Annotated in this window: 26 protein-coding genes; 12 read left to right on the top strand and 14 right to left on the bottom strand. The window is 61.2% G+C overall.

Features of this window, described 5'->3' with window-relative positions:
* The first annotated feature begins 101 nt into the window (after positions 1-101).
* Positions 102-1,826, top strand: a complete 1,725-nt coding sequence (polX, locus tag IV098_RS10245; RefSeq protein WP_296888794.1) for a DNA polymerase/3'-5' exonuclease PolX — start codon at positions 102-104, stop codon at positions 1,824-1,826.
* 2 nt (positions 1,827-1,828) lie between these two features.
* Positions 1,829-2,830 (top strand): CapA family protein, encoded by a 1,002-nt coding sequence (locus tag IV098_RS10240; RefSeq protein ID WP_296888790.1) that lies wholly within the window; start codon positions 1,829-1,831, stop codon positions 2,828-2,830.
* A 49-nt stretch (positions 2,831-2,879) separates the two neighbouring features.
* On the opposite strand, the gene raiA is transcribed toward IV098_RS10240, so the two are convergent.
* From raiA to IV098_RS10200, 8 genes are all read right to left on the bottom strand, one after another.
* On the bottom strand, positions 2,880-3,428 hold the full coding sequence (gene raiA / locus IV098_RS10235) for a ribosome-associated translation inhibitor RaiA (RefSeq protein ID WP_296888788.1): 549 nt from the start codon (positions 3,426-3,428) through the stop codon (positions 2,880-2,882).
* Positions 3,429-3,634: 206 nt separating this feature from the next.
* Positions 3,635-4,444: a hypothetical protein gene (locus IV098_RS10230; RefSeq protein ID WP_296888785.1), complete on the bottom strand. Its 810-nt coding sequence runs from the start codon at positions 4,442-4,444 to the stop codon at positions 3,635-3,637.
* Positions 4,425-6,725 (bottom strand): Lon protease family protein, encoded by a 2,301-nt coding sequence (locus tag IV098_RS10225; RefSeq protein ID WP_367114182.1) that lies wholly within the window; start codon positions 6,723-6,725, stop codon positions 4,425-4,427. The genes IV098_RS10230 and IV098_RS10225 overlap by 20 nt, the downstream gene beginning before the upstream one ends.
* A gap of 123 nt (positions 6,726-6,848) precedes the next feature.
* A complete protein-coding gene (locus tag IV098_RS10220) occupies positions 6,849-8,201 on the bottom strand; it encodes a nicotinate phosphoribosyltransferase (protein ID WP_296888778.1) in 1,353 nt (450 codons plus the stop codon).
* A complete protein-coding gene (locus IV098_RS10215; RefSeq protein ID WP_296888765.1) occupies positions 8,198-8,812 on the bottom strand; it encodes an isochorismatase family protein in 615 nt (204 codons plus the stop codon). The genes IV098_RS10220 and IV098_RS10215 overlap by 4 nt, the downstream gene beginning before the upstream one ends.
* Positions 8,813-8,822: 10 nt before the next feature.
* A complete protein-coding gene (locus IV098_RS10210; protein WP_296888763.1) occupies positions 8,823-10,253 on the bottom strand; it encodes an RtcB family protein in 1,431 nt (476 codons plus the stop codon).
* Between the two features lie 25 nt (positions 10,254-10,278).
* On the bottom strand, positions 10,279-10,701 hold the full coding sequence (locus IV098_RS10205; RefSeq protein ID WP_296888761.1) for an archease: 423 nt from the start codon (positions 10,699-10,701) through the stop codon (positions 10,279-10,281).
* 44 nt (positions 10,702-10,745) lie between these two features.
* A complete protein-coding gene (locus tag IV098_RS10200) occupies positions 10,746-10,925 on the bottom strand; it encodes a hypothetical protein (RefSeq protein ID WP_296888759.1) in 180 nt (59 codons plus the stop codon).
* Positions 10,926-11,003: 78 nt separating this feature from the next.
* On the opposite strand from IV098_RS10200, the gene IV098_RS10195 reads away from it, so the two are divergent.
* Positions 11,004-11,990 carry a ribose-phosphate diphosphokinase gene (locus IV098_RS10195; RefSeq protein WP_296888757.1) on the top strand — a complete coding sequence of 329 codons (987 nt, stop codon included), beginning with the start codon at positions 11,004-11,006 and terminating at the stop codon, positions 11,988-11,990.
* 203 nt (positions 11,991-12,193) lie between these two features.
* Here IV098_RS10195 and IV098_RS10190 read toward each other — a convergent pair whose 3' ends face one another.
* The gene (locus IV098_RS10190; protein ID WP_296888755.1) at positions 12,194-13,204 is read right to left on the bottom strand and encodes a hypothetical protein; all 1,011 of its coding nucleotides are present in this window, start codon (positions 13,202-13,204) and stop codon (positions 12,194-12,196) included.
* A gap of 184 nt (positions 13,205-13,388) precedes the next feature.
* Between IV098_RS10190 and IV098_RS10185 the strand changes: the two genes are divergently transcribed.
* The 6 genes from IV098_RS10185 (at position 13,389) to IV098_RS10160 (ending at position 17,481) form a co-directional block, all read left to right on the top strand.
* Positions 13,389-13,889, top strand: a complete 501-nt coding sequence (locus IV098_RS10185) for a hypothetical protein (protein ID WP_296888753.1) — start codon at positions 13,389-13,391, stop codon at positions 13,887-13,889.
* Between the two features lie 27 nt (positions 13,890-13,916).
* The gene (locus tag IV098_RS10180) at positions 13,917-14,081 is read left to right on the top strand and encodes a hypothetical protein (protein WP_296888751.1); all 165 of its coding nucleotides are present in this window, start codon (positions 13,917-13,919) and stop codon (positions 14,079-14,081) included.
* A gap of 28 nt (positions 14,082-14,109) precedes the next feature.
* Positions 14,110-14,619, top strand: a complete 510-nt coding sequence (locus IV098_RS10175) for a type 1 glutamine amidotransferase domain-containing protein (protein ID WP_296888750.1) — start codon at positions 14,110-14,112, stop codon at positions 14,617-14,619.
* A gap of 35 nt (positions 14,620-14,654) precedes the next feature.
* Positions 14,655-15,149 carry a BCAM0308 family protein gene (locus IV098_RS10170; protein WP_296888748.1) on the top strand — a complete coding sequence of 165 codons (495 nt, stop codon included), beginning with the start codon at positions 14,655-14,657 and terminating at the stop codon, positions 15,147-15,149.
* A gap of 456 nt (positions 15,150-15,605) precedes the next feature.
* Positions 15,606-16,187, top strand: a complete 582-nt coding sequence (locus tag IV098_RS10165; RefSeq protein ID WP_296888746.1) for a LexA family transcriptional regulator — start codon at positions 15,606-15,608, stop codon at positions 16,185-16,187.
* Positions 16,188-16,197: 10 nt separating this feature from the next.
* Complete coding sequence (locus IV098_RS10160; protein ID WP_296888744.1) at positions 16,198-17,481, top strand: Y-family DNA polymerase; 1,284 nt, start codon at positions 16,198-16,200, stop codon at positions 17,479-17,481.
* A gap of 70 nt (positions 17,482-17,551) precedes the next feature.
* On the opposite strand, the gene IV098_RS10155 is transcribed toward IV098_RS10160, so the two are convergent.
* From IV098_RS10155 to IV098_RS10140, 4 genes are all read right to left on the bottom strand, one after another.
* On the bottom strand, positions 17,552-18,091 hold the full coding sequence (locus tag IV098_RS10155; protein WP_296888742.1) for an MOSC domain-containing protein: 540 nt from the start codon (positions 18,089-18,091) through the stop codon (positions 17,552-17,554).
* A gap of 98 nt (positions 18,092-18,189) precedes the next feature.
* Entirely contained in the window at positions 18,190-18,684 is a 495-nt protein-coding gene (locus tag IV098_RS10150) for a L,D-transpeptidase (protein WP_296888740.1), read from the bottom strand.
* Positions 18,681-19,154 (bottom strand): tRNA adenosine(34) deaminase TadA, encoded by a 474-nt coding sequence (tadA, locus tag IV098_RS10145; RefSeq protein ID WP_296888738.1) that lies wholly within the window; start codon positions 19,152-19,154, stop codon positions 18,681-18,683. Before tadA ends, IV098_RS10150 begins: the two co-directional genes overlap by 4 nt.
* The gene (locus tag IV098_RS10140) at positions 19,151-20,134 is read right to left on the bottom strand and encodes an integron integrase (RefSeq protein ID WP_296888736.1); all 984 of its coding nucleotides are present in this window, start codon (positions 20,132-20,134) and stop codon (positions 19,151-19,153) included. Before IV098_RS10140 ends, tadA begins: the two co-directional genes overlap by 4 nt.
* A gap of 135 nt (positions 20,135-20,269) precedes the next feature.
* Here IV098_RS10140 and IV098_RS10135 point away from each other — a divergent pair, with 135 nt between their 5' ends.
* Both IV098_RS10135 and IV098_RS10130 read left to right on the top strand, forming a co-directional pair.
* Entirely contained in the window at positions 20,270-20,866 is a 597-nt protein-coding gene (locus IV098_RS10135; RefSeq protein ID WP_296888734.1) for a hypothetical protein, read from the top strand.
* A gap of 64 nt (positions 20,867-20,930) precedes the next feature.
* Positions 20,931-21,371, top strand: coding sequence for an SMI1/KNR4 family protein (locus tag IV098_RS10130; RefSeq protein WP_296888732.1), 441 nt, complete (start codon positions 20,931-20,933; stop codon positions 21,369-21,371).
* A gap of 342 nt (positions 21,372-21,713) precedes the next feature.
* Here IV098_RS10130 and IV098_RS10125 read toward each other — a convergent pair whose 3' ends face one another.
* The gene (locus tag IV098_RS10125; protein WP_296888730.1) at positions 21,714-22,745 is read right to left on the bottom strand and encodes an IS110 family transposase; all 1,032 of its coding nucleotides are present in this window, start codon (positions 22,743-22,745) and stop codon (positions 21,714-21,716) included.
* A 118-nt stretch (positions 22,746-22,863) separates the two neighbouring features.
* On the opposite strand from IV098_RS10125, the gene IV098_RS10120 reads away from it, so the two are divergent.
* A complete protein-coding gene (locus IV098_RS10120; protein WP_296888728.1) occupies positions 22,864-23,256 on the top strand; it encodes an SgcJ/EcaC family oxidoreductase in 393 nt (130 codons plus the stop codon).
* Positions 23,257-23,363: the final 107 nt, after the last annotated feature.

The raw sequence follows: 23,363 nt of genomic DNA, 5'->3' as shown, positions 1-23,363 counted from the left end.
CAAACGAGCGTGCGCAATAAATTGGGGATGCCGGGCGTGGCCAGCCTGTCCCAACCGCCGATCAGCGCCGCGCTCGTACATTCAAACGCATCATTCCGGTCATGCCAACACACAACGCCGACATCGCCGCTGTCTTCGAAGAAATCGCCGACCGGCTTGAAATCCAGGGCGCCAACCCGTTCCGCATCCGCGCCTATCGCAATGCCGCCCGCACACTGGGTGAACTGCCCCAGGAGGCGCGCGCGCTGCTGGAAAAAGGCGATGACCTGACACGGCTTCCCGGCATTGGGGATGACCTTGCCGCCAAGATCCATGAAATCGTCACGACCGGCTACTGCAGTCTGCTCGAACGGCTGCGGCGCGAACTGCCGCCCGCGGTCACCGAGCTGCTGCAGATTCCCGGGCTGGGCCCAAAACGGGTCAAGGCGCTGTACCACGACCTTGATGTGCAGACCGTCGAGCAGTTGTACCGGGCCGGGCGCGACGGCCGCATCCGCGCCCTGCCCGGCTTCGGCGAAAAGACCGAACTCAACATCCTGCAGGCGGTTGAAGCGCACGCCAGCCAAACGCGCCGCTTCAAGCTGGCGGTGGCGGCGCAGTATGCCGATGCCCTCACCGCCTTCCTGCAAGTTGTCCCCGGCGTCGAACAGGTAACGGTGGCCGGCAGTTTCCGCCGCATGCGCGAGACCGTAGGCGATCTCGACATCCTGGTGACGGCTGCCGCCGACAGCCCGGTCATGCAACGCTTCACCGCCTACGACGAAGTGGTCGACGTGCTGTCCGCCGGCCCCACCCGCGCCAGCGTCATGCTCAAGTCCGGCCTGCAGGTCGACCTGCGTGTGGTGGAGGCCGCAAGCTATGGCGCGGCGCTGTGCTATTTCACCGGATCCAAGGCCCACAACATCGCGATCCGCCGCATCGCGCAACAACAGGGTCTCAAGATCAACGAATACGGGGTGTTTCGCGGAACCGGGCGCATCGCTGGCGAGGACGAGGCATCGGTCTATCGCAGTGTCGGCCTGCCTTTCATTCCGCCCGAGCTGCGCGAGAACCGCGGTGAAATCGAAGCGGCGCACAGCGGACGTTTGCCGAATCTGGTCGTGTTCGCCGACCTGCGAGGGGACCTGCACGCCCACACGCGCGCGACCGACGGCCACGACAGTCTGCGCGAGATGGCGCTGGCAGCCAGGGCGCGGGGACTGGAATACCTGGCCATCACCGAGCACTCGCGCCACCTGACCGTGGCGCACGGCCTCGATCCGCTGCGGCTGATCCGGCAATGCGAGGAAATCGACCGCCTCAACACGGAACTCGACGGCCTGACGCTTTTGAAGGGCATCGAGGTCGACATCCTCGAAGATGGCAGCCTCGATCTGCCGGACGAAGTACTGGGCAGACTAGACTTGGTGGTCGGCGCAGTGCACAGCCAGTTCCATCTGTCGCGCGCGAAGCAGACCGCTCGCATCCTGCGCGCGATGGATCATCCTCACTTCACGATGCTGGCGCACCCCAGCGGCCGTCTGATCGACCGGCGCGAACCCTACGATGTCGACATGCTTCGCATCATTCGTCATGCAAATAATCGCGGCTGCTTTCTCGAACTCAACGCACACCCCGATCGCATGGATTTGCTGGATAGCCACTGCCAGATCGCAAGGGAAGAAGGCGTGCTGATCAGCATCAATTCCGACGCGCACAGCACTTTCGATTTCGCCCATCTCGAGTACGGCGTCGGCCAGGCCCGGCGCGGCTGGCTGGAAAAGAACGACGTGCTCAACACCCGGCCGCTGGCAGCGTTGCGGCGGTTGCTCAAGCGCACGATGTAGCGATGCTGAGCCTGGCTCTCATCGGCGACGTGATGCTCGGCCGCGGCGTCGACGCGGCACTCAAGTACATGCAGCCTGCAGACATGTGGGGCGACGTGCTGCCGCACCTGCTGCAGGCCGACCTGCGCATCGCCAATCTGGAATGCGCGCTGACCCGGCATGCGCAGCCGTGGACACGCAGCTGGAAAATGTTCCACTTCCGCGCCGATCCTGGTGCCGTGCGCTTTCTGCAAGCGGCGCGCATCGACATCTGCTCGCTGGCCAACAACCATGTGCTGGACTTCGAAGCACGCGGGCTGCGCGACACGCTGCGCACGCTGGACACCGCAGGCATCCGCCACGCCGGCGCCGGCCTCGATTCGGCTGCGGCTGCCGCGCCCGCCCTGGTCGAGGTGCACGGCGTATCGCCCTGCCGCGTGGCGCTGCTTGCGTTCACCGACAACCAGCCGGATTTTGCCGCGTCCGCGCAGCAGCCTGGAACCCAGTATCTGGAAGTCTCGCTGCATGCGGACACGCTGGCGCGCGTGGCAGATGCGATCACCCGGGCACGAGACATGGGCGCGGATCTCGTGGTGTTCTCAAATCACTGGGGCGCCAATTTCGTCGAGCGACCTGCTGTGGAATTCCGTCGGTTTGCCCACCGTGTGATCGAACTCGGGGCCGACGTCTACTACGGCCACAGCGCGCATATCTGCCAGGGAATCGAAATCCACCAGGGCAAGCCCATCCTCTACGACACGGGGAATTTTATCGACGACTATGCGGTCGATCCGGTGCTGCGCAACGACCGCTCCTGCCTGTTCCGGCTGCTGTTCGATCAAGGGCGGCTGCAGTGCATCGAACTGATCCCGGTTCGGCTTACCGTGGCGAAGGTCAGACTCGCGCGGGGCGAGGATTTCGCGGCCATTGCCACGCGCATGGAAGGGCTGTGCGCCGAGCTGGGCACTCCGCTCGAACATCAGGCCGACCGGCTGGTTTACACGCACCCGCCAGGAGCGCAATAGCGCAGGGCGAATGAGTGAGGTGCCGCGACGGGCGTTCGCGTTGGCCGGTCTACTCCGGCAGGTGGTGATGGCCAACGCTTACGCGTTTGGCCTGCGGCCTATCGGCGGACAGATCCTCAATGAATTGCACGGCGTCGCCCTCACTGAGCTGATTGAGCGTGATGTTCACCAGACTGTCGCCATTGAAATACAGTTCGTCGCCGTCGGCGCGCTGGATGAAACCATAACCTTCGTCGGGAAACAGCCGCGCCACTTCGCCGATGTATTCCGTGTCATGGGTCTTGACCTCGCGATGCAGGCGCCGGGCATAATCTTCGAGCTGGCGCTTGGCCGCATCGAACCCGTCGCGCAGCGCGACATACACGTCTTCGTGCTGGTCGCGGTTCACCATGATTTCACTTCCCGGCACACCGATGTCGATGCGCACGTTGAAGAACTTGCCCTGTTGCTTGTGCTGGTGCGGCATGTCCACGACCACCCGGCAGGACATGATCGGCTCAAAGAAAGTCTCCAGTTTTTCTGCCTTTTCGCGGATATGCGCTTCCAGCACGTCGGAATGTTCAATGTCGCGAAACGTGATCTGCAGAGGTGTTTTCATCGTGTCATTCTTCCTTTCAAGGTGCCATTACACCGGTCAGTGCCAATTCTTGATTGAGGCCTTAATACAGACGCGGGGCATGCCAAATTGCATCTGCCTGCTTTCTTGTTGAAGTTCATCCCTCCTCCCCCATTCACTTTCAATCTAGCCCAAGTAAATTGATACAAACGCACCACCGCTTGATGGGGGAGTTGATCCAGCACTTATCAGGTCAGCACCACCGGGCACTCGATCTCATCCAGCATCCGGTCAAATCCAGCCTGCATCAGAAAGCGTTTCCTGTTGGCCAGCACCAGGCAGCTTGCCGCTTCACGATGCGCCACCCCAAGCAGGTGTGGCGCATCCAGCGTGGTCAGCCAGACACATCGTCCAGGCAGGTTGCGCGCATTCAGCACGGCCAGGGCGGCAGCGCACGCCGTTCGATACGCGTTCTCGCTATTGGCACTCACCAGCAGCACGAGTTCGGCGTTGTTCCGGCGCGCCAGTCTGACGCCCAAATCCAGACTGGGCGTGGCACTCGAATCCGCCTCGTATAACACCAGTACCGGCCCCACGTGCGGATGCGCGCGGGTGAAGCGGGGCTTGGCTGGGGCAGTAGCCGTGACGCCGATGCCCGAGTGCTGGCCCAGCACGATCAGGTCGAATGCCTGGGCCAGCGTATTGATCTCGGCCGCCACCCGGCCACGCGCCACCCGGAACGACCAGCGCAGACGCATGCGCTCGGCTGCCTCGGCCAGCAGATGCTGCATGCTCTCCGCTTCGCGCCGCCAGGTACGCTCCATTTCGCCTTGCGACAAGGTGCGCCCCGCCCCGGTCAGCAGGCTGAACTCGCGTGCAAACGGCAGGCCGATCAGGTGCTGCAGGTTGATGTTCTCGACAAACAGTCCGGCCAGCTCGGCGTCCATTTCAGCGGCCAGCGCAGCGGCCGCCGTCAGCGCCGCGGCACTGCATGGCGACTCGTCGAGTGCCACCCAGATGCGGATGCTGGCAGATGGTTCACTCGTCGCTGTTCGCATGGCTGTCGCCGGAATCGGATTTGTCCTTGCCGGCAAACTTGCGCCGCAATTCGGCCAGCTGCTTGAGCCGCTGCGCCACGCGCTGGTTGAGGCTGCCCGCCTCATCGGGGGTGCCGACAGGAAGGCCGGTCAGCAGTTCGAGCGCCTGATCCACCGTTTCCACCGCGTAGATGTGGAAGTGCCCGGCTGCCGCCGCGTCCACCACATCCTGCCGCAGCATCAGATGCATCACGTTGGATGCGGGAATCAGCACGCCCTGTTGGCCAGAAAGGCCACGTTGGCTGCAGATATCGAAATAGCCTTCGATTTTGTCGTTCACTGCGCCGATCGCCTGCACCCGGCCGAACTGGTCGACCGATCCGGTTACTGCCAGCGACTGGCGGATCGGCGCATTGGCCAGCGAGGACAACAGCGCGCACAACTCTGCTACCGACGCGCTGTCACCTTCGACCTGGCCATAGGTCTGTTCGAATACCAGGCTGGCTCCCAGAGAAAGCGGCTGCTCGGCGGCGTAGCGCGATGCCAGGAAGGACGACAGGATGAGCACGCCCTTGGAATGGATCGAGCCGCCCAGCTTGACCTCGCGCTGGATGTCGACCAGTTCGCCGTCGCCCAGACGGGTATTGGCGGTGATCCGCGACGGCTGCGCAAAGCTGAAATCGCCGAGCTGGAACACCGACAGGCCATTCACCTGCCCCACCGCTTCGCCCTCGGTGTCGATGTGCAGGATGCCGCGCAGGATGGCCTCATGCGAACGATCGCGCAGACGGTCGGAGCGTTTGATCTGGGCCGCGATCGCGCGCTCGACATCGCCTCGCGCCACCGCGTCCCGCTGGTCCTGCGCGGCCCAGTAATCGGCCTCGCGCACCAGATCGGCCAAGCTCACGATGTGGGTGGAAAGCCTCTCGGCATCCTCGGCCCGGCGCGCGCTATGCTCGATCACGCGCGCCACCGCCCCGCGGTCAAACGGCCGCAGCTTTTCGCGGCGCACCAGGGTGCCGATCATGCGCGCATACAGCAGATCGTTGTCGGCGCTGCGCTCAACTTCGTCCTCGAAATCGGCCGCCACCTTGAACAGCTCGCCAAACTCCGGATCGTATTGCGCCAGCAGGTAATACAGCATGCGATTGCCGATCAGGATCACCTTGGCGTCGAGCGGGATCGGCTCCGGTTCCAGCGAGACGGTGCTGACCAGGCTGTACATCTGGCCGAGCGACTCGATGCGGATTTCGTGGGTGGACAGCGCACGCTTGAGCCCTTCCCATGAAAATGGCTGGGTCAGCAGCTTGAGCGCGTCCAGCAGCAGATAGCCGCCGTTGGCCATGTGCAAGGCACCCGGCTTGATCAGCAGGAAGTTGGTGACCAGCGCGCCCAACTGCGAAATGTGCTCGACCCGTCCGATCAGATTCTGGTAGGTGGGGTGTTCTTCATAGACCACCGGCGCGCCTTCAATCGAATCACGCCCCACCAGCAGGTTGACGCGAAAGCGGCTGAAATCGGGCATTTCGCTGGTGATGGCGGCGAGTGCGGACATGCCTTGCTTGGGATGGCGGAACTCGTCTATGCTTTCGATGACGTTCTGCTGCGCCTCGTTGAGATAGCTGCACACCGCCGGGTAGTCCGCATAATCGCTGCGCAACGAATCCATCAGATGGCCAACGGCAAACAGGACGGCCTCTTCGTTGAGCGTTCGCACTCGATCGAGCCGCTCGCGCCGCCATTGATGAACTTGATGGATCACCTTCTCCAGCTGTTCTTGCAGGCTGCTGACTTCCTGTTCGATGTGCTTTTTTTCCTCGTCCGGCAACTTGTCATAGTCGTCCGGGCTCATCACCTCGTCGTCTTTGGCCGGCGCGAACGAAAAGCCGCTCGGAGTGCGCAGCAGGGCCACGCCATGCTGATTGGCCTCGTCACCGACGGCACCGAATGCCTGGGTCTGACGTTCGTTGTACTCGTCGTCGATCTGGCTCAGGCGACGGCGATATTCCTCGCCCTCGAACACAGCCGGGATGGTGGCCTGAAGTTCGGCCACCAGTTGCTGCATGTCGGCATGGAAACGTGTACCCATGCCGCCGGGCAACTGGATCGCGCGCGGCTTGTGCGGTTGGGAAAAATTGTGCACATAGCACCAGTCGGCAGGATTGGCCTCTGCCCCCACGCGCTGATCAAGCAACTGGCGGATAAGGGTGTGCTTGCCGCTGCCGGTGTGCCCCATGACATAAAGGTTATAGCCCGCATGGCGCATGCCGATGCCGAAATGCGCGGCATCGATGGCACGCATCTGGCCAATGCCTTGCGTCAGGTCTTCAAGCTCGGCGGTAGTCTTAAACGTGAATTGATCGGTATCACAGGGTCGATACAGTTGGTCTGGCGCAAGGGGGGAAATAGGGATCATATTTTCAATCTAGTCGCTATGGCCAGGAAAGGTAGCGCGGTCGACCTCGGCAGCCAGCTCGTGCAACGCGGGCGCAATCTCCACTCGATAGGCAACATCTTCCTGCAAACGTCGTAGCGGTTCCGGCAGCCGAGCCAGGTTTTCTGATGCGTGATAGCGAATGGCCTGCAAGGTCGGGGTAGGCGCCAGGCGTCGACCGCCACGCATCACCGGGATCAGCAGCGGCTCGCCCGGCTGGTTGTCGGCTTCCAGCGTCACGACATCGCCTGCCATGTTGCCGTCGGCATCGTGATTGCGGAACACCTGCTTGCGTCCTGGCCAGGTGGCCTTGCCCTCGGAGCGCTTGCGGCGCGCACGGCCGGCATATTCCTGCAGCTTGTAGGCACAATCGAGAAAAGGCACATCGCACGAGGTGTCGATTCGCGTGCCAACGCCAAAGCCATCCACCGGCGCGCCGGCGGCCAGCATGTCGCGCAGGGCATATTCGTCGAGATCGCCACTGGCAAAAATGATGGCGTCCTTCAGCCCGCCCGCGTCGAGAATGCGCCGCACCCGGCGCGCATGCTCGGCGAGATCGCCGGAATCGATGCGCACCCCCTTGATGCGGATGCCGTCACGCGTCAGTTTCGGCGCCAGCGCCACCACCTTGCGGGCGGCCGCCTCGGTGTCGTAGGTGTCGATCAGCACCACCACGTTGTCGGGCTGAGCATGGGCGAAATGCTCGAAGGCCAGCGCCTCGTCGTCGTGCGCCTGGATGAAGGAATGCGCCATGGTGCCGAACAACGGCATGCCGAACTGCTGGCCGGCCAGCACCGTTGAGGTTCCCGTGAAACCGGCGATATAGCTTGCGCGCGCCGCCAGCAGGCCTGCCTCCGCCCCGTGCGCGCGGCGCAGCCCGAAGTCCACCAGCAGCTTGCCCGGCGCCATTAACACCGAGCGCGCCGCCTTGGAGGCGATCAGCGTCTGCAGATTCAGCAGGTTGATGAGACGCGTTTCCACCAGTTGCGCCTGCGCGATCGGCGCGGTCACGCGCAGAATCGGCTCGTTGGGAAAGAACACCGTGCCTTCTGGCATCGCGTGCACGTCGCCGGTAAAGCGCAGCGTTTCCAGGGTGGCGAGGAAACTCTGGCTGAAACGACCGGTGGCCGCCAGCCACTCAAGTTCTTCCGGTGCAAAGCGCAGCTGTTCGAGAAATTCGAGCGCCTGTTCCAATCCTGCCGCCATCAGGAAACCGCGGCCCGGACGCAGCTTGCGTACGAAGAACTCGAACACCGCGGTGTCTTCCATTGCACAGTCGTGATATCCCTGCAGCATGGTGAGCTGATAGAGGTCGCACAGCAGGGGGCTGGTCGCGGGATTCACACGGCCAGCCCATTGAGCGTGATCGGCTGCGCGCCGAGCCCGACCATTTCCGCCACAGCCTGCTTGCCGCCGCTGTGCTGGACATCCACCGCCCGCATCGCATCGGTCAGCAGCATCACTTCGAAGCCGAGCCTAATGGCATCGCGCACTGTATTGAGCACGCAGTAGTCGGTAGCCAGCCCGCCAACAAACAGCCGGCGGATGCCCGCAGCATGCAGGCGCTGATCCAGATCCGTATTCTGAAAACCGGAGTAGGCATCCTCATCGGGCGTGGTCGCTTTGGAGATCACCACAGCATCAGGCGGTAGCTTGAGCCCCGCCGAGAATTCTGCGCCGTGTGTGCGCGCCACACAGTGCGGTGGCCAGAGCCCTCCCTGCTCGCGAAAGGAGCAGTGCGCCTTCGGATGCCAGTCGCGCGTGGCGTAAACCGGCAGGCCATGCGCCACGAATGCGCCGATATAGCCGTTGAGAACCGGCACCACCTCGTCGCCACCCTTCACCGCCAGACTGCCGCCTGGCAGAAAATCGTTTTGTACGTCAACAACAAGCAGTGCATCACCCGGCTGCGGTTGCAGCGTGTTCTGATCGAGTGGTTCGGTGGCGTAGTCCATGCTGCGGCCCTCAGCCCTTGATGCAGATGATCGGTTCCAGACGCGCCACCTTGCGCGCCAGGCCGGCATGCTCAGCCGAATTCACCACTTCACTCACATCCTTGTAGGCGCCTGGGGCTTCCTCCGCCACCCCACGCGAGGATGGACTGCGAATCAGGGTGCCGCGCCTTGCCAGTTCATCGACGACGTGCCGACCGTTCCAGTTGCGCAATGCCTGATGTCGGCTCATCGCCCGCCCCGATCCGTGACAAGCGGAACCGAAGGCCCGCTGCATGCTCGCGCGCGTGCCTGCCAGAATGTAGGACGCCGTCCCCATGCTGCCGCCGATCAGTACCGGCTGGCCGGCCTCACGCAGCGCTGCGGGAAGATCGGGGTGGCCGGGACCAAACGCACGCGTGGCGCCCTTGCGATGCACAAAGAGTTTCTTCGGTTGTCCATCCACAGTATGGGTCTCCAGCTTGCAGGTGTTGTGGGATACGTCATACAGCAGCGGTAGCCTTGATTGAGGCAATAGCCGCGAAAACACCTGACGCGTGAGGTAGGTCAGAATCTGTCGATTGGCCAGGGCGCAATTGATGCCCGCCCGCATGGCGCCAAGATAGTTTTGACCCAGCGGCGAATGGATCGGGGCACAGGCCAATTCACGATCAGGCAATTCGATGCCGTAGCCAGGGGCGGCGATCACCATTTGCCGCAGGAATTCGGTGCCGATCTGGTGACCGAGTCCGCGCGAGCCGCAGTGGATGCTGACGACGACATCGCCCGGTTTCAGGCCATATGCAGCGGCGATGTCTGCGGCGTAGACCTCGGTCACCTGCTGGACTTCCAGATAATGGTTGCCTGAACCGAGCGTGCCCATTTCGTCGTGCTGGCGTTTTTTGGCCTGTTCGGAAACCTGGGATGGGTCTGCACCGCGCATGCAGCCGCCCTCTTCGATGCGCTCCAGGTCTGCCGCTTCGCCAAAGCCCTGCTCTATCGCCCAGCGGGCGCCTCCGCGCAGCATGGCATCCATCTTCGCCGCGTCCAGCCGAATCGCACCGGTGCTCCCCAGGCCGGCAGGAATGCTGTGATAGAGCGCGTCTGCGAGCCGCGTTTTCAGCGACTCGATGTCCTTGAGTTGCAAGCCGGTATGCAGGGTACGCACACCGCAGGAGATGTCGAATCCCACGCCGCCCGCCGACACCACACCGCCATGGTCCGGGTCGAACGCCGCCACGCCGCCGATGGGGAAACCGTAGCCCCAATGCGCGTCCGGCATGGCGAAAGACGCTTCGACGATACCCGGCAGCATGGCGACATTGGTCACCTGTTCGGCCACCTTGGCGTCCATCTCGCGCAGCAGTGCCTCGCTGGCGAAGATCACGCCCGGTACCTGCATCCTGCCAAACGGCTTGATCTGCCATTCGAATTCGGACTTGCGTTCAAACCGTGCAATATCCATGCAATTCCTTCGCTTCCAGCTGCCGCTACACGTCCACCACACATTGGGCGAGCCAGTCACCATCGGCCTGCTGGGCTACCTTAAGCGCCGTATAGGTCGCCCCCTTCACTTCGACTGCAGGGTGGTGGCGAGCTACATCCAGCACTTCTCCCCATGCTGTCGCACTCAAGTGTTTTCCTTTCAGCCTCACTTCAAAGCGGCTGAACAGCATCTTGCGCGTCGCCATTTCGTATATCAGCGCGTTGAGCCAGTCCACCAGCAGCAACTCGACATCGGGCGCCTCGCACGTTAGCCGGATCATTTTTTCGGGGGTCACGAGAGCCGGATCGGTCACCACCGCTGTCAGGCCCAGCGCAACTTGCTCGAACGCCTGATCGAGCGAAGCGCCTGCTCCACGCACGCCCATATCGGCTTCATGCGAAAAATGCTCCCAATGTCCAGTAAGCATGCCTGGCATCCCCGATGAACGCCGGTTTTAAACGTCCTCAGGCCCTAATGCAGTTCTTCGTCTTCATCGTGGTGAAAAACCAGATCCGCCAGTTCGACTTTTATGGGCTCGCCCAGCAGTTGCTCGTGCACATCCACTGCCTGGAACATCCACTGGTCATGCTCCAGCCAGCAATAGCCAAACTGATCCTTCAGAAAACATTCCTTGGTTTCCATGGTTCTCATCTTTCCTGTGAACAACACCTGTTTTCAGTCTGGCATATTATTTAATCGATGCCAGCGTTAGAAAAAGGGGAACGGTCGATGAATCACGATCATCTTTGCCTGTTCGCGCTCGATGCCAGCCGCGCCTATGGCGAGCGCGTGGCCTCGGCGCTGGAGATTGAGCTTGCCAGCCACGAGGAACGTGAATTCGAGGACGGCGAGCACAAGGCGCGGCCACTGGAAAACGTGCGCGGCAGGGATGTCTATGTGATCCATTCGCTCCATGGCGAGCCGGGCATGAGCGCCAACGACAAGCTGGTTCGCCTGCTGTTTTTCATCGGCACATTGAAGGATGCCTCGGCCGCCCGCGTCACTGCCATCTGCCCCTATCTGGCGTATTCCCGCAAGGACCGTCGGACCCAGCCGCGCGATCCGGTCAGCAGCCGCTATGTCGCCCTACTGTTCGAAGCGGTGGGTACCGACCGCGTGGTGACGCTCGACGTGCACAACCTGGCCGCCTATCAGAATGCCTTTCGCATCCCGGCCGAACACCTGGAGGGCCGCGGCCTGTTTGTTGCCTGGTTCGCGGCACGGCTGCGTGACGAAGCCATCGTGGTGATGTCGCCGGACATCGGCGGAATCAAGCGGGCAGAGGTCTTTCGCGATTCCCTTGCGCGCGCGCTCGGCCGTCCCGTCGCCGTCGCATTCATGGAAAAGCGCCGCAGCGGGGGCGTGGTGTCGGGCGAGGCGGTGGTGGGCGACGTCGCCGGCAGCACCATCCTCATCATCGACGACCTGATCAGCAGCGGCACCACGCTGGCGCGGGCGGCCGCCGCCTGCAAGGCGCTGGGCGCCAAACGGGTGTTAGCCGCAGCCAGCCACGGCCTGTTCGCCGAGGCGGCGGCCGAAGCGCTGGTCCACCCGGCCCTGGAAAAGGTACTGGTCACCGACAGCATTCCCCCCTTGCGGCTGCTGCCGGCGCTGCTGGGCAGCCGGGTGGAGGTGCTGGATTCGGCGCCCCTGTTTGCAGAAGCCATCCGCCGCCTGCACAGCGACGGCTCGCTGGCCGAACTGCTGCAGGACTAGTGTCGTGAATCAGAAATAGCGGGACAAATAAAACGGATGGATTTTTTTGCATGGCATACCCGACGGCCTGTCGGCCTGGACACAAGAGGCGCGAGGAGGCGACATAGCGGGCTCTATGGCAACGACGAGTAACGCCGCCATGCGGAAAAAGACACCGTTTTATGTTTCGATATTTCTGATTCACGACACTAGGCAGGCGCGCGTCAGCTTCCTGCCGCATCGGCATGCCGCTGCGCCAGGTCGAGGTAGTCCCTGGCCGTTGCCAGCCAGCGGCCCGGCGGATGTCGCCCGTCGTCGCGCAGGTGCCAGACGGCAAGCTTGGCACGCAGGACCGCGCGGCAGCTCTGATAGAAATGAATCAGGGCATCGGGCGGGGCATCGCCACTCGCCTCGCGATAGCTTTCCAGCAGCCAGCGGCCTACCTGCGGCGCATGCAGCCGCTCGCATTCCAGCGCCAGATAGCCCAGTTCGTCGACCGTATCGAGGATGCGGAATTCGCGGTTGAATTCCAGGCAATCGATGACCACCGGCTGCGCTAGCAGGCACACGTGCTCCGGCCGCAGGTCGCCGTGCCCCTCGACAATGCGATGCTGCCGCACGCGGGCGTCGAACAGTTCGGCGTGGCGTTGCAGGAAACTCAACTGAAGGCCGGCAAGACGCTGCATCTGATCCGGGTCGAGGCCGAATTCCGGGCTGCCGAGTTCACGCAGGTTGTCCTCGATCCGTTCTGCCAGGCCTTGCCGATAGGCTGCGGGCGTAATGGCCTCGGCAGCCGCTTCCGCATAAAAGCGGGCGAGCCGGCGGGCGAGCTGAATGATCTCCGCCTGTTCGACCGCGCCGCTGCGCAGCAGTTGATCGAGCATGCGTTGCGCCGGCAGCCGCCGCATCTGCACCAGCCAGTCCACCGTCTCCCCCGTCCCGCCCAAGTGCAAGTGCCCGTTCGAATCGCGCACCAGCGGAATCACGCCCAGGTAGACATCGGTGGCCAGACGCCGGTTGAGTTGCACCTCCAGCTCGCAGTCCAGGCGCCGCGCCTCGACCGTGCCGAAGTCGAGATAAGGGTAGCGCACCGGTTTTTTTAGCTTGTAGACATGGGTGGCGGTGAGGAACACCCAGGACATGTGGGTTTCCACCCGCTCCACCCGCGCGGGCGCCTCGGGGTAGGTGCCCGGTCGTCCCAGCAAGTCGAGCTTGGCCGCGAGGGAGGCATCCATTGCTGATCCGGTTGAATCTGGGGAGTGGCTTTTATCCATCCCTGAATAATATGCGAGCCACACGAACGCGCCTGCTGTCCCGGTCCGGACGACAGGCCGAAAGTCCATCTGCTATACATTGAAATGGATAGTGAGATTCAAGAGTTGAGTTTGACCATGCGGCATCGGACAAAAAGGAAAGGCCATGACGCGAAATCCCATTGATATTGCCAGCCGGGTCAGCCCACGCCTGTCGGCACTGCTTCGCAGCCGGGTCAACAATCCGGCGTGCGAGCAGCCCGTCAGCCTCATGGCGGTGCGCCGCTTTCTCGCCGATCTGTTACCCGAGGACTTCAAGGAGGCCGAGCAACTGCATCACTTTGATGTCAGTGAATCGCCACTCGATGAACTGGATGCCCTCATCGAGGAATTCGGCGCAACCGCCCTTGCCATCGATTTTGTGCAGGCCAGCGCCAGCGAACCGCTCTCGCGCGTGATCGAGGCGGTGGTCAACGACGAGAACCGCGAAAATCCGCCTACGCTGGCCGTGATCAGGGACGCCCTCCTTGCCGGCCTGGGCGCAAGCCTGGTCGGCGACGGCGTGCTGGAAGAGGACGAGGACGACTCCCTGTTGCAGGAGATCGACGCGCTGATCGAACATGCTGGTGCCGACAGCCTCGCGGAAGCGTTTCTGCGTTATGAGTAAGCGGCCCATGTCCGAGGAACATTCATCATGTTGAGAAAACAGCGTTCGAGGCGCGTTCTGGCTGGGGTTCTGGTGGTGCTGGGTGGCGTGCTGATGTTCATGGCACCCGCAGCAATATGGGCCGGCCTGATCGTGCTTGCGCTGGGCGTTGTCATTGAACTGGCTGGCATTGCGCTCGAGCGCCAAGCCTAGCCCAACGGCTGCCAGACCTGGAGTTGCCATGAGAGCACTGATTATCGGCGCGGATCATTTCGAGGATTCCGAACTCCTGTTTCCCTTTTACCGGCTGCAGGAGGAAGGCGTGGAGGTGTACATCTCTTCCATTGCCAGGGGGAAAATAAACGGCAAGCACGGCTACGAGGTCGCCGTGGATATAGCAGTGCGGGATGTCGACCCGACTAACTACGACCTTCTCGTTCTCCCCGGCGGCAAGGCCCCCGCGAAACTACGCAAGGAGCCGGCTGTCATCGCGATCACGCAGGATTTCATGCATCGCAACAAACCTGTCGCCGCCATCTGCCACGGCCCGCAGATTTTGATCTCGGCTGGTGTGCTGCAGGGGCGACGCGCCACCTGCTACCACTCGGTTGCCGAGGAACTGCAAGGCGCAGGTGCGCTGTACGAAGATACGGAGGTGGTGGTAGACGACAAGCTGGTCACCTCCAGGCAGCCCTCCGACCTGCCTGCCTTCATGCGTGAAATCGTCAAACTTTTGGGTCACCCCCGATAGCAAGGTTGTTTTTTTGTTAATTACAGGTGCGAAAAATGAAAACCCGATTTACTGGATTTGAACCCGTTCGACGCGACCGCTTGGTTCAGGAAGCCCGGCACGACACCTACAAGGCGAAGCACAAACTGCCGGAACCCACGGTTTGCCCGCGATGTGGCGCTGTGTTCCACGATGGTCGCTGGCAATGGCTGGTTAAACCTGCGCAGGCACACGAGGCAATGTGTCCGGCATGTCACCGCATTCATGATGTGTTCCCGGCCGGTTATGTGACCGTGAGAGGGCCATTCTTCAAGGATCACCGCGAAGAATTGCTGCATCTGGCGAAGAATGAGGAAACTCGCGCCAAAGCCGAGCATCCCCTGAAGCGGATCATGCAGATCGAGGATCAGGATGACGGCGTCCTGATCACCACGACCGACATCCACCTTGCACGCGGCATCGGCGAGGCGATGCATCACGCCTATCAGGGTGAACTGGAATACCACTACAACGAGCAGGAAAACCTGTTACGCGTGGTGTGGGAACGCTAGGCAAAGCGCTTGCCCTTTAGACCCGGTTGCGAGCCCCGAAAGGAGCGCGTTTCAAAAAATTACCCTTGGTGGGGGATGGACTCGGCTGCGACATCGAGTTTTTCAACAGAATCGCCGAACAACGGCCGCTCGCTGCTCTCACCCAGGCTGTCCGCTTAGGGAAGGTGGGGCAAATTTTCTTTAAAAAAGGAATTTGCCAAAATCAGGTTGCAAAATCAGAGCGGAGATCAACCTTAAGCAAAAAGGTCTTTGCCTAAGTTATTGATTATTTGGAAGCTGAGTTAGCAGGTTGCTCTGGCTCCTACAGCGATCGCCTGTGCACTCCCGATGCCGGATTGACACATCCGTTTTCATATCCATTTCAAATACATATTGTTACAAGACACTCCAGACAAATCACTGGAGACGTTTTCCTTTGCCGGCAGCATTCATCTTGATTGTTGTTACAATAATCGAATGCCTTCTGATCACTTGCCAGCCCGTGGCGGTCGCCGTCCCGGCGCCGGACGCCCGGCCAAAGAACCGACCCGGGTGATCCGCTTGCCGGAACGCCTGTTGCCACTGGTGACCCAGCTCGCCGCGATCGGCCCCGGCCAGGGATTGCCACCGGGCGCCTGGGCGCTGGACAACCATGGCCAGCCATTGGCACTGCCTTTCTTTGCCACCCCCGTGCGCGCCGGTTTTCCGTCGCCGGCCGACGATCATCAGGAAGACCGTTTGGACCTGAATCATCATCTGGTCCGCCATCCCGAGGCCACGTACTACCTGCGGGCCAAGGGCGATTCCATGACCGGCGCCGGCATTCACGATGGCGACCTGCTGATGGTCGACCGCGCCATCGAAGCGGCGCCGGGCATGATCGTGGTGGCCGCGGTGGACAACGAATTCACGGTCAAGCTGCTGGAGTCCACGCCAAACGGGCTCTGTCTGGCGCCCGCCAACCCGGACTATCCGAAGATCGTGTTGAAGGACGCTCAGGAGCTGACCCTGTGGGGCGTGGTGATCCATGTCATCCACCCGGTTTTCCCGCGTGGCTGAGCCTCCCGTTATGAGGCCGTCGCGCACCTTCGCTCTGGTGGATTGCAACAATTTTTTCGCCAGTTGCGAGCGGGTGTTCAATCCGGGCCTCAGAGGCAAGCCGCTGGTGGTGCTGTCCAATAACGATGGCTGCGTGGTGGCGCGCTCGCAGGAAGCCAAGGCACTCGGCGTCAAGATGGCCCAGCCCTGGTTTCAGTGCGCGCATCTGGCCGGGTCGCATGGCGTGATTGCCCTGTCATCCAATTACACGCTGTATGTCGACATGAGCCGTCGGGTCATGGCGATTCTGGCCGGTTTTTCGCCTGAACAGGAAGTCTATTCAATCGACGAATCCTTCCTTGCCTTTGCCAGCCGGCATGAACAAAACTACCGTGAAATGGGGATAAAGATCCGGGAAAAGGTGCTGAAATGGACGGGATTGCCGGTCAGCGTCGGTTTCGCGCCGAGCAAGACCCTGGCCAAGCTGGCCAATCACTGGGCCAAAACCCGGCCTGAGTTTGCCGGAAGTTGCGATTACAGCGCCCTGCCTGGCGCCCAGCAGCGGGCCTTGCTGAAAGCTACGCCGGTTGGCGAGGTCTGGGGGGTGGGTCGCCGTCTTGCGGAAAAGCTCGCCGAACTGGATATCCACAGCGTAGCCGACCTGCAGGCAGCCGATCCGGCCTGGCTGGGACAACGGTTTTCCGTGGTTCTGGCGCGCACGGCCACGGAGCTGCGCGGCGTGTCCTGTCTGGCGCTCGAAGACGTTGCACCGCCCAAACAACAGATCATGACCAGCCGTTCCTTCGGCACGCGGGTAACGGGCCTGCCGGAATTGCACGAAGCGATGATGGCTTACGCCACGCGAGCCGCAGAAAAGCTGCGGGCGGAAGGCCAGCTGGCTGGCGAAATCCAGGTCTTTATCCGCACCAGCCCGTTCCTGGCCGATGCCGCGCAGTATTCCGCGGCGCAGTGGCTGCGCCTGCCCGAGCCGACCGACGACACCCTGCGCCTGGCCAAGGCGGCCTGCTTCCTGTTAAAGCGGCTTTACCGCGCGGGGTTCCAGTACCAGAAGGCAGGCATCCTGCTGAGCGCCTTGCAACCCGCCGGCCTGCGCCAGACGACGTTATTCGGCAGCGCCCAAACTCGCCGGCGCGACAAGCTGATGACGGTGATGGATCAGCTGAACCGGGAAATGGGCTCGGGCACCCTCTTCCTCGCCGGCGCCGGTATCGATCCCGTCTGGCGCATGCGGCAGGACAATCGTTCGCCCCGCTACACCACGCACTGGGCCGAGATTCCGCTGGCGCGCGCCTAGCAGGCCACGAACAAAAAGCACAGAGTCTACCAGGCAAAAAAAAAACGCCAGACAAGCGTCTGGCCGTGCCCTACTCCCGCTCACAGCTGACCGGGTCGTTCACCCGGATCATGCCGCCCGCTCGGATCCGCGCCTTGACCCCGCCGTGGCCGCGCATCGCGTTGTAGCCACCCGGGCCCAGCACTGTTTCCATGCGCGAACAGGGCGCGCAAGGGCCGGTCACCTCCAACACCACCTCGGCGCCGATGCGCAGCAGCAGCCTCTGATCGCGAAACAAGCCATGCGCGGCCAGCAGGTTCAGCCCCGACACCACCAGATTGCGCCGCAGCCCGGCCGGATCGACATACGTCTGGCCCAGCAAGGCCGCCACTACGGGCAGGTGTTCCGCCTGGATCAGGGTGATTTGCCGGGAACCGCCATCGACGCGGCCCGCCGCACCGCTGGCGTAATGGTCGCCGTGCAGGCCGCATGCGGCAATCGCCCGGGCCTCGTCCACCGACAGCATCGGCGCACGGCGCTGCGGCCGCACGTAAATGGCCTCGACGCGACCGATGCGGGGGAAACGGCTCGCCAGATCGCGCAGCCCGGGCGCTTCAGCTGCGGACATCATTCACCCCCCGGTTTTATCGGCCAGCCGGATTAAATGACGGTTCGGGCCCGTTGCCAATCGTCCGAAGGTGCCGCCCGCGTAGCCCGATTGGGTAGGCGCTAGGCAATCCGCACCTCGGTTCCCACCGGCGCCAGCTTGTACAGTTCCACCACATCCGCGTTGCTCATGCGGATGCAGCCGTGCGATGCCGGCGTGCCGAGCTTGTGTTCTTCATTGGTGCCGTGGATGTAGATGTAACGCGCATGACTGTCCACGCCGTCGCCCTGGTTCTTGCCCGGCTCCAGGCCTTCCAGCCAAAGAATCCGCGTGAGAATCCAGTCGCGCCCCGGGTTTTCCGCGTCCAGCTCTGGCGTCCAGATTTCGCCGGTGGGCTGGCGCGACTTGAAAGCGGTGCCCAGCGGCGCACCCTCGCCAAACTTTTCCGCAACGCGATGGCGGCCGCGCGGCGTGCAATGGCTGCCGGCCTGCTCGCCCGGCCCGTTGGCCGCGGTGGAAACCGGATACTGGCGAATCAGCATGTCGCCATCGGGAAACGCCTCCCACAGATACAGCTGCTGCAGCCGCATATCCACCTCGATAAACAGACCGTTCATTGCGTCGCCTCCTTCTTTTGCTGCCGCCGTGCCTCGAAAAATCCCGAAATCATCGCCGCGCATTCGTCCGCCAGCACCCCGCCGCTGATCTCGCAATGATGATTCAAACGCGGCTCGGCAAACACATCCATGATGCTGCCGTGCGCGCCGGTCTTGTATTCACGTGCGCCATACACCACGCGCGCCACCCGCGCATGCAGGATCGCCCCCGAGCACATCACGCACGGCTCTATTGTTATATATAGCGTGCAGCCCGCCAGCCGGTAATTGCCCAGGCGCCCCGCCGCGTCGCGCAGCGCCATCACCTCGGCGTGCGCCGTCGGGTCGTGGCTGGAAATCGGCTGGTTGAACCCGCGCCCCACGATCTCGCCGCCGCACACCACCAGCGCCCCCACCGGCACCTCGCCTGCATCCCAGCCTTGGCGGGCCAGCACCAGCGCGGCGCGCATGTAATCTTCGTCCGTCATCATCGATCCAGCGGGCTCGTCACCCCGCGCCCGCCTTTGTTCAACACATGGGTATAAATCATCGTGGTCGAAACGTCAGAATGTCCGAGCAGCTCCTGCACCGTGCGGATGTCATAGCCGGCTTCCAGCAGATGGGTGGCGAATGAATGGCGCAGCGTGTGCGGCGTGGCCGGCTTGGCCAGACCCGAAGCCTGGACCGCCCGCTTCATCGCCCGCTGCAACAGCTTTTCGTCGAGGTGATGGCGGCGCTCAGTGCCGCTGCGCGGATCGGTTGAATAACTGCCGGAAGGAAAAATATACTGCCAGCCCCACTCGGTCGGCGCATTGGGATATTTGCGTTCCAGCGCATCAGGCATATACACCGTGGCCTTGCCTTTCTGGCGATCATCGTCGAACAGCGCGCGCCGCTGCTGCAAATGATCCTGCAAAGCCCCCACCACAGAATCGGGCAACATCGTCACCCGATCCTTTGCGCCCTTGCCATCACGAATCAGAATCTCACGGCGCGCAAAGTCCACATCCTTCACCCGCAAGCGCACACACTCCATCAAGCGCATTCCGGTTCCATACAGCAGGCGCGCCATCAGTCCATACACCCCGGCCATGCGATCCAGCACCGCACGCGTTTCGTCACGCGTCAGCACCACCGGCATGCGTTGCGGCCGTTTGGCGCGCGTCACGTCCTTCAGCCAGGGTAGATCGATCGCCAACACTTCCTTGTATAAAAACAGCAAGGCCGACAAGGCCTGATTTTGCGTTGCTGCCGCAACATGACCCTCCACCGCCAGATGCGTCAGAAATGCTTCGGCCTCTGGGGCGCCCATATCCCTAGGATGCTTTTTGCCATGAAACAGGATGAAGCGCTTAACCCACTGAACATATTGCGTTTCCGTACGGATGCTGTAATGCTTGACCCGGATTCGGTCGCGCACCTGATCAAGTAGTTTGGGCGGTGGAGCGGCAGGCGTGTTTTCATTTTGCATTTGCGTCCCCTATCAAGACCAAGACCAATTCAGAACAATAGGTTATCGTGATAATGGTTGCGTTATACACTTCAGTTAATTTTTGTTATACACCGATTCAGGTGTCTACTTAACGTTAGCGCTCAAACATTGCACATGGATAAATACCACTTACATTGGTACACGGATGAAATTCAAATCCATGCCGCTTCTGCAATCGCAAGTTACAAGCTCCTTCTATCGTTGGTCGCAGAAAACAAATCCCGCCAGTCACGGGAGGTCTGGTTTGCACTCGTTTCATTTCTCACTCATGCAGCTATGATTTCAAAGTTCTTTGACCCAATCAAAGCAGATGAGTCCAAAAAGCAGAGAGGAGAAGCGCTACGGACTCACCTGCAAGTTGCAAAAGACTCCCCAATTCTGCCTCGGGCCGCAAGAGACAACTTGGAACATTTTGATGAACGGATAGATAACTGGGTTGAAAAAAAGGAAGACAAAGTGCTGGAGATGGTCTTTGACGATCGAGATGGATTCAATTTCATCAATGAGCCCAAGGGCGCAATCCGGCGAGTTTTGATCGCCGAAGAAATGGTATTTATCTCAGAAGACAGGCACGGCAATCCTGTAGAAACGAAACTATCCCCAGTTTTTGAAGCATTGCAGTCTCTACAGGATGTGTGTCTTCACAAGTTGGCTACGGAGTCACCGTATAACTACAGGCTTGCCCAAGCACTTCGGAACTATGAGCGCTAACCCATCATTCGAGAGGGACGCCTATCGGCGCCCCTCAATTTCACGTTAGACCGCTGAGCCCTCTATGAACACGATTGCCGAGCTCCTTGAAAAACATAGACCGCTTCTCCAAGGCACGAGAATGGAGACTGAAGCCACTCTTCAAAGCGTCGAGTCCCGTCTGCGCGTTACTCTGCCCAGCGACGTTAAGTGGTTCTTGCAGTCGTGCGGCTACGGTCCCGCAAATGCCATTCCCAATATCGTCAGTTCGGTTTCCGCCACTGAGCGATTTCGCTGCGCCGTTGGGCTCCCTGCGCAATATGTCGTCCTTGATGACCGCAATGACGCGGGCACAGTGCTGTTGGACACAACATCTCCCAACGGGCCGGTTCTTTGGGTCGATACTCACGCCCTCCCGAAGGTTGGCAAAAGTCCACTTTCTCCGAGCGAAGCTGAACAATTCGGTAGCTTTGCCTCCTGGGTTGCCTACTGCATTGAGGTCGAGGTAGATGAAACTGCTGTCTAACATGGCGCTCAACCTCGCTCCCTCCGGTCGCTGGACGGCGCTAAAGCGCCGCCGGTTAGCTCTACTACATGGACTCCCCCTATCACGCAACGGTAGTGGATTCTGATTGGGTGTAAGACTGCGGCTCTACATACGGCCTGTTGATGGGCATTGCCCTGGCCTTGATGAAATGCGCTTGGGTGCCGGTCTCATTCGTTAGTCGGCCTTGATGGCCATCGAGTTAAACAGACTTTCACACCCCGGTCTGACCTGTCGTCATCCATTGCCTATGCAGTGATTCGGCGGTTTGCTCCTTTACCTTGCAGACGCTTCAGTCTGCGCTTCGGTTGATCGTGTTGCTGCTCATGCTCGCTGCCCTGCGGGCGTGATCCGATACACCTCACTTCGCACCAGCATCGCCCAGACGATGCGTGCATTCTTCGCGGCCAATGCAACCGCCGCCCGCTTGTAACCCCGGCGCACGACGAGGTCGCGCAGCCAGCAGCTGGTGCGATCCTGTTTGTCCTTGAGCGCTGCCAATACCGAGCGCGCGCCGTGAATGAGCAAGGTACGCAGATACTTGTCGCCCTGTTTGGTGATGCGCCCCAAGCGGGTCTTGCCGCCGGTGCTGTACTGCCGGGGAACCAGGCCGAGCCAGGCGGCCAGTTGCCGGCCGTTGTGAAACTGTTTGGGGTCGGCGATGCTGGCGACAAGTGCGGTGGCGGTGACGGCACCCAACCCTGGAAGGGTCATCAGGCGTTGGGCGGGATTACTGTGGCGGGCGAGGTGTTCGATCTCACGGTCGTAGGCGAGGATCTGCTGGTTGAGGGTCTGGATGCGCTGGTAAATATCGTGCAGCAGCCGTCGCGCCAGACTGGGCAGGCCGTTCTGGGCATCTTCTAGGATGTCGGGAATGTGATGCTGGGCGGGGTAACGACCCTTGGGCATGATGAGGCCGAATTCGCTGAGCAAGCCGCGTATCTGGTTGATCTGGGCGGTGCGCTCGGCAACGACGGCGCTGCGGATGCGGTGCAGGCTCAAGATGGCTTGCTGTTCAACGGATTTGATGGGAACGAAGCGCATGGCCGGACGACTGACGGCTTCGCAAATGGCTTCGGCATCGTTGCCGTCGTTCTTGCCGCTCTTGCGGTAAGGGATGACAAAGCGCGGGGCGATGATGCGGGCGTCGTGGCCGAGACTGCGCAAGGCCCGCGCCCAGTGGTGGGCGCCGCTGCAGGCTTCCATGCCGATGATTGTGGACGGCAGGTTGGCGAAGCATTCGAGCAGCTTGCTGCGCGATACGGTCTTCTTGATGACGACCTTGCCATGGGCATCGACGCCATGCACACTGAATACGTTCTTGGCCAGGTCAATTCCTACGGTAGTCACATTCATGACGGACTCTCCTCCTCTTTCGATTGATCGGAACGACTCCATTCAATCTGGCACATCAGATGCCGTCGGGGGCGGGGGAGTCCATTTCATTCGTTAGACATCACAGGATGCATCGTTCATGGCCAAACATCCGATAGAGCAACTAATCGAGAAAGCCGACTTGGCAATCAACCGAGAGGATTTCGATACGTTGATCGACATCTATTCTGAAGACGCTGTGCTCGTAATAAAGCCGGGCATGAACGCCATTGGAAAAATTCAAATCAGAAAAGCCTTTGAAGCCATTGCTGCGCATTTCAACCACAAGCTAGACGTCAAACAGGCCGGAATGAAGATTCTGGAATCTGATGACACAGCCTTGGTCTTGGCTAAAACAGTAGTTTCAACGCCTGAAGCAGCCCTAATCCATCGGAATGCAACCTATGTGTTCAAAAAGAATCCTGGTGACAACTGGCTTTGTGTAATCGACAACTCGTATGGACATGAGCTCTTTTCGCACGAAGATGCCTAACCTTTCAATCCACCGGACCTGCGCGAAAAGCCGCGCAGGCCGGTGATTTCAGACGTTAGCCAGCCGGAAACCGGATGAATACTGAACCATTCAGCGACGCAAAAATT

Source organism: Thiobacillus sp., assembly GCF_018780105.1.
Taxonomy (GTDB): domain Bacteria; phylum Pseudomonadota; class Gammaproteobacteria; order Burkholderiales; family Thiobacillaceae; genus Thiobacillus.
This window is presented reverse-complemented; position numbering and strand designations above follow the sequence as displayed.

Bases quoted from the DNA above. Each gene is read 5' to 3' on its own strand.
- polX (WP_296888794.1), top strand. From the start codon at position 102: ATGCCAACACACAACGCCGACATCGCCGCTGTCTTCGAAGAAATCGCC.
- IV098_RS10240 (WP_296888790.1), top strand. From the start codon at position 1,829: ATGCTGAGCCTGGCTCTCATCGGCGACGTGATGCTCGGCCGCGGCGTC.
- raiA (WP_296888788.1), bottom strand. From the start codon at position 3,428: ATGAAAACACCTCTGCAGATCACGTTTCGCGACATTGAACATTCCGAC.
- IV098_RS10230 (WP_296888785.1), bottom strand. From the start codon at position 4,444: ATGCGAACAGCGACGAGTGAACCATCTGCCAGCATCCGCATCTGGGTG.
- IV098_RS10225 (WP_367114182.1), bottom strand. From the start codon at position 6,725: ATGCGTGCCATCGATGCCGCGCATTTCGGCATCGGCATGCGCCATGCG.
- IV098_RS10215 (WP_296888765.1), bottom strand. From the start codon at position 8,812: ATGGACTACGCCACCGAACCACTCGATCAGAACACGCTGCAACCGCAG.
- IV098_RS10210 (WP_296888763.1), bottom strand. From the start codon at position 10,253: ATGGATATTGCACGGTTTGAACGCAAGTCCGAATTCGAATGGCAGATC.
- IV098_RS10205 (WP_296888761.1), bottom strand. From the start codon at position 10,701: ATGCTTACTGGACATTGGGAGCATTTTTCGCATGAAGCCGATATGGGC.
- IV098_RS10200 (WP_296888759.1), bottom strand. From the start codon at position 10,925: ATGAGAACCATGGAAACCAAGGAATGTTTTCTGAAGGATCAGTTTGGC.
- IV098_RS10195 (WP_296888757.1), top strand. From the start codon at position 11,004: ATGAATCACGATCATCTTTGCCTGTTCGCGCTCGATGCCAGCCGCGCC.
- IV098_RS10190 (WP_296888755.1), bottom strand. From the start codon at position 13,204: ATGGATGCCTCCCTCGCGGCCAAGCTCGACTTGCTGGGACGACCGGGC.
- IV098_RS10185 (WP_296888753.1), top strand. From the start codon at position 13,389: ATGACGCGAAATCCCATTGATATTGCCAGCCGGGTCAGCCCACGCCTG.
- IV098_RS10180 (WP_296888751.1), top strand. From the start codon at position 13,917: ATGTTGAGAAAACAGCGTTCGAGGCGCGTTCTGGCTGGGGTTCTGGTG.
- IV098_RS10175 (WP_296888750.1), top strand. From the start codon at position 14,110: ATGAGAGCACTGATTATCGGCGCGGATCATTTCGAGGATTCCGAACTC.
- IV098_RS10170 (WP_296888748.1), top strand. From the start codon at position 14,655: ATGAAAACCCGATTTACTGGATTTGAACCCGTTCGACGCGACCGCTTG.
- IV098_RS10165 (WP_296888746.1), top strand. From the start codon at position 15,606: ATGCCTTCTGATCACTTGCCAGCCCGTGGCGGTCGCCGTCCCGGCGCC.
- IV098_RS10160 (WP_296888744.1), top strand. From the start codon at position 16,198: ATGAGGCCGTCGCGCACCTTCGCTCTGGTGGATTGCAACAATTTTTTC.
- IV098_RS10155 (WP_296888742.1), bottom strand. From the start codon at position 18,091: ATGATGTCCGCAGCTGAAGCGCCCGGGCTGCGCGATCTGGCGAGCCGT.
- IV098_RS10150 (WP_296888740.1), bottom strand. From the start codon at position 18,684: ATGAACGGTCTGTTTATCGAGGTGGATATGCGGCTGCAGCAGCTGTAT.
- tadA (WP_296888738.1), bottom strand. From the start codon at position 19,154: ATGATGACGGACGAAGATTACATGCGCGCCGCGCTGGTGCTGGCCCGC.
- IV098_RS10140 (WP_296888736.1), bottom strand. From the start codon at position 20,134: ATGCAAAATGAAAACACGCCTGCCGCTCCACCGCCCAAACTACTTGAT.
- IV098_RS10135 (WP_296888734.1), top strand. From the start codon at position 20,270: ATGGATAAATACCACTTACATTGGTACACGGATGAAATTCAAATCCAT.
- IV098_RS10130 (WP_296888732.1), top strand. From the start codon at position 20,931: ATGAACACGATTGCCGAGCTCCTTGAAAAACATAGACCGCTTCTCCAA.
- IV098_RS10125 (WP_296888730.1), bottom strand. From the start codon at position 22,745: ATGAATGTGACTACCGTAGGAATTGACCTGGCCAAGAACGTATTCAGT.
- IV098_RS10120 (WP_296888728.1), top strand. From the start codon at position 22,864: ATGGCCAAACATCCGATAGAGCAACTAATCGAGAAAGCCGACTTGGCA.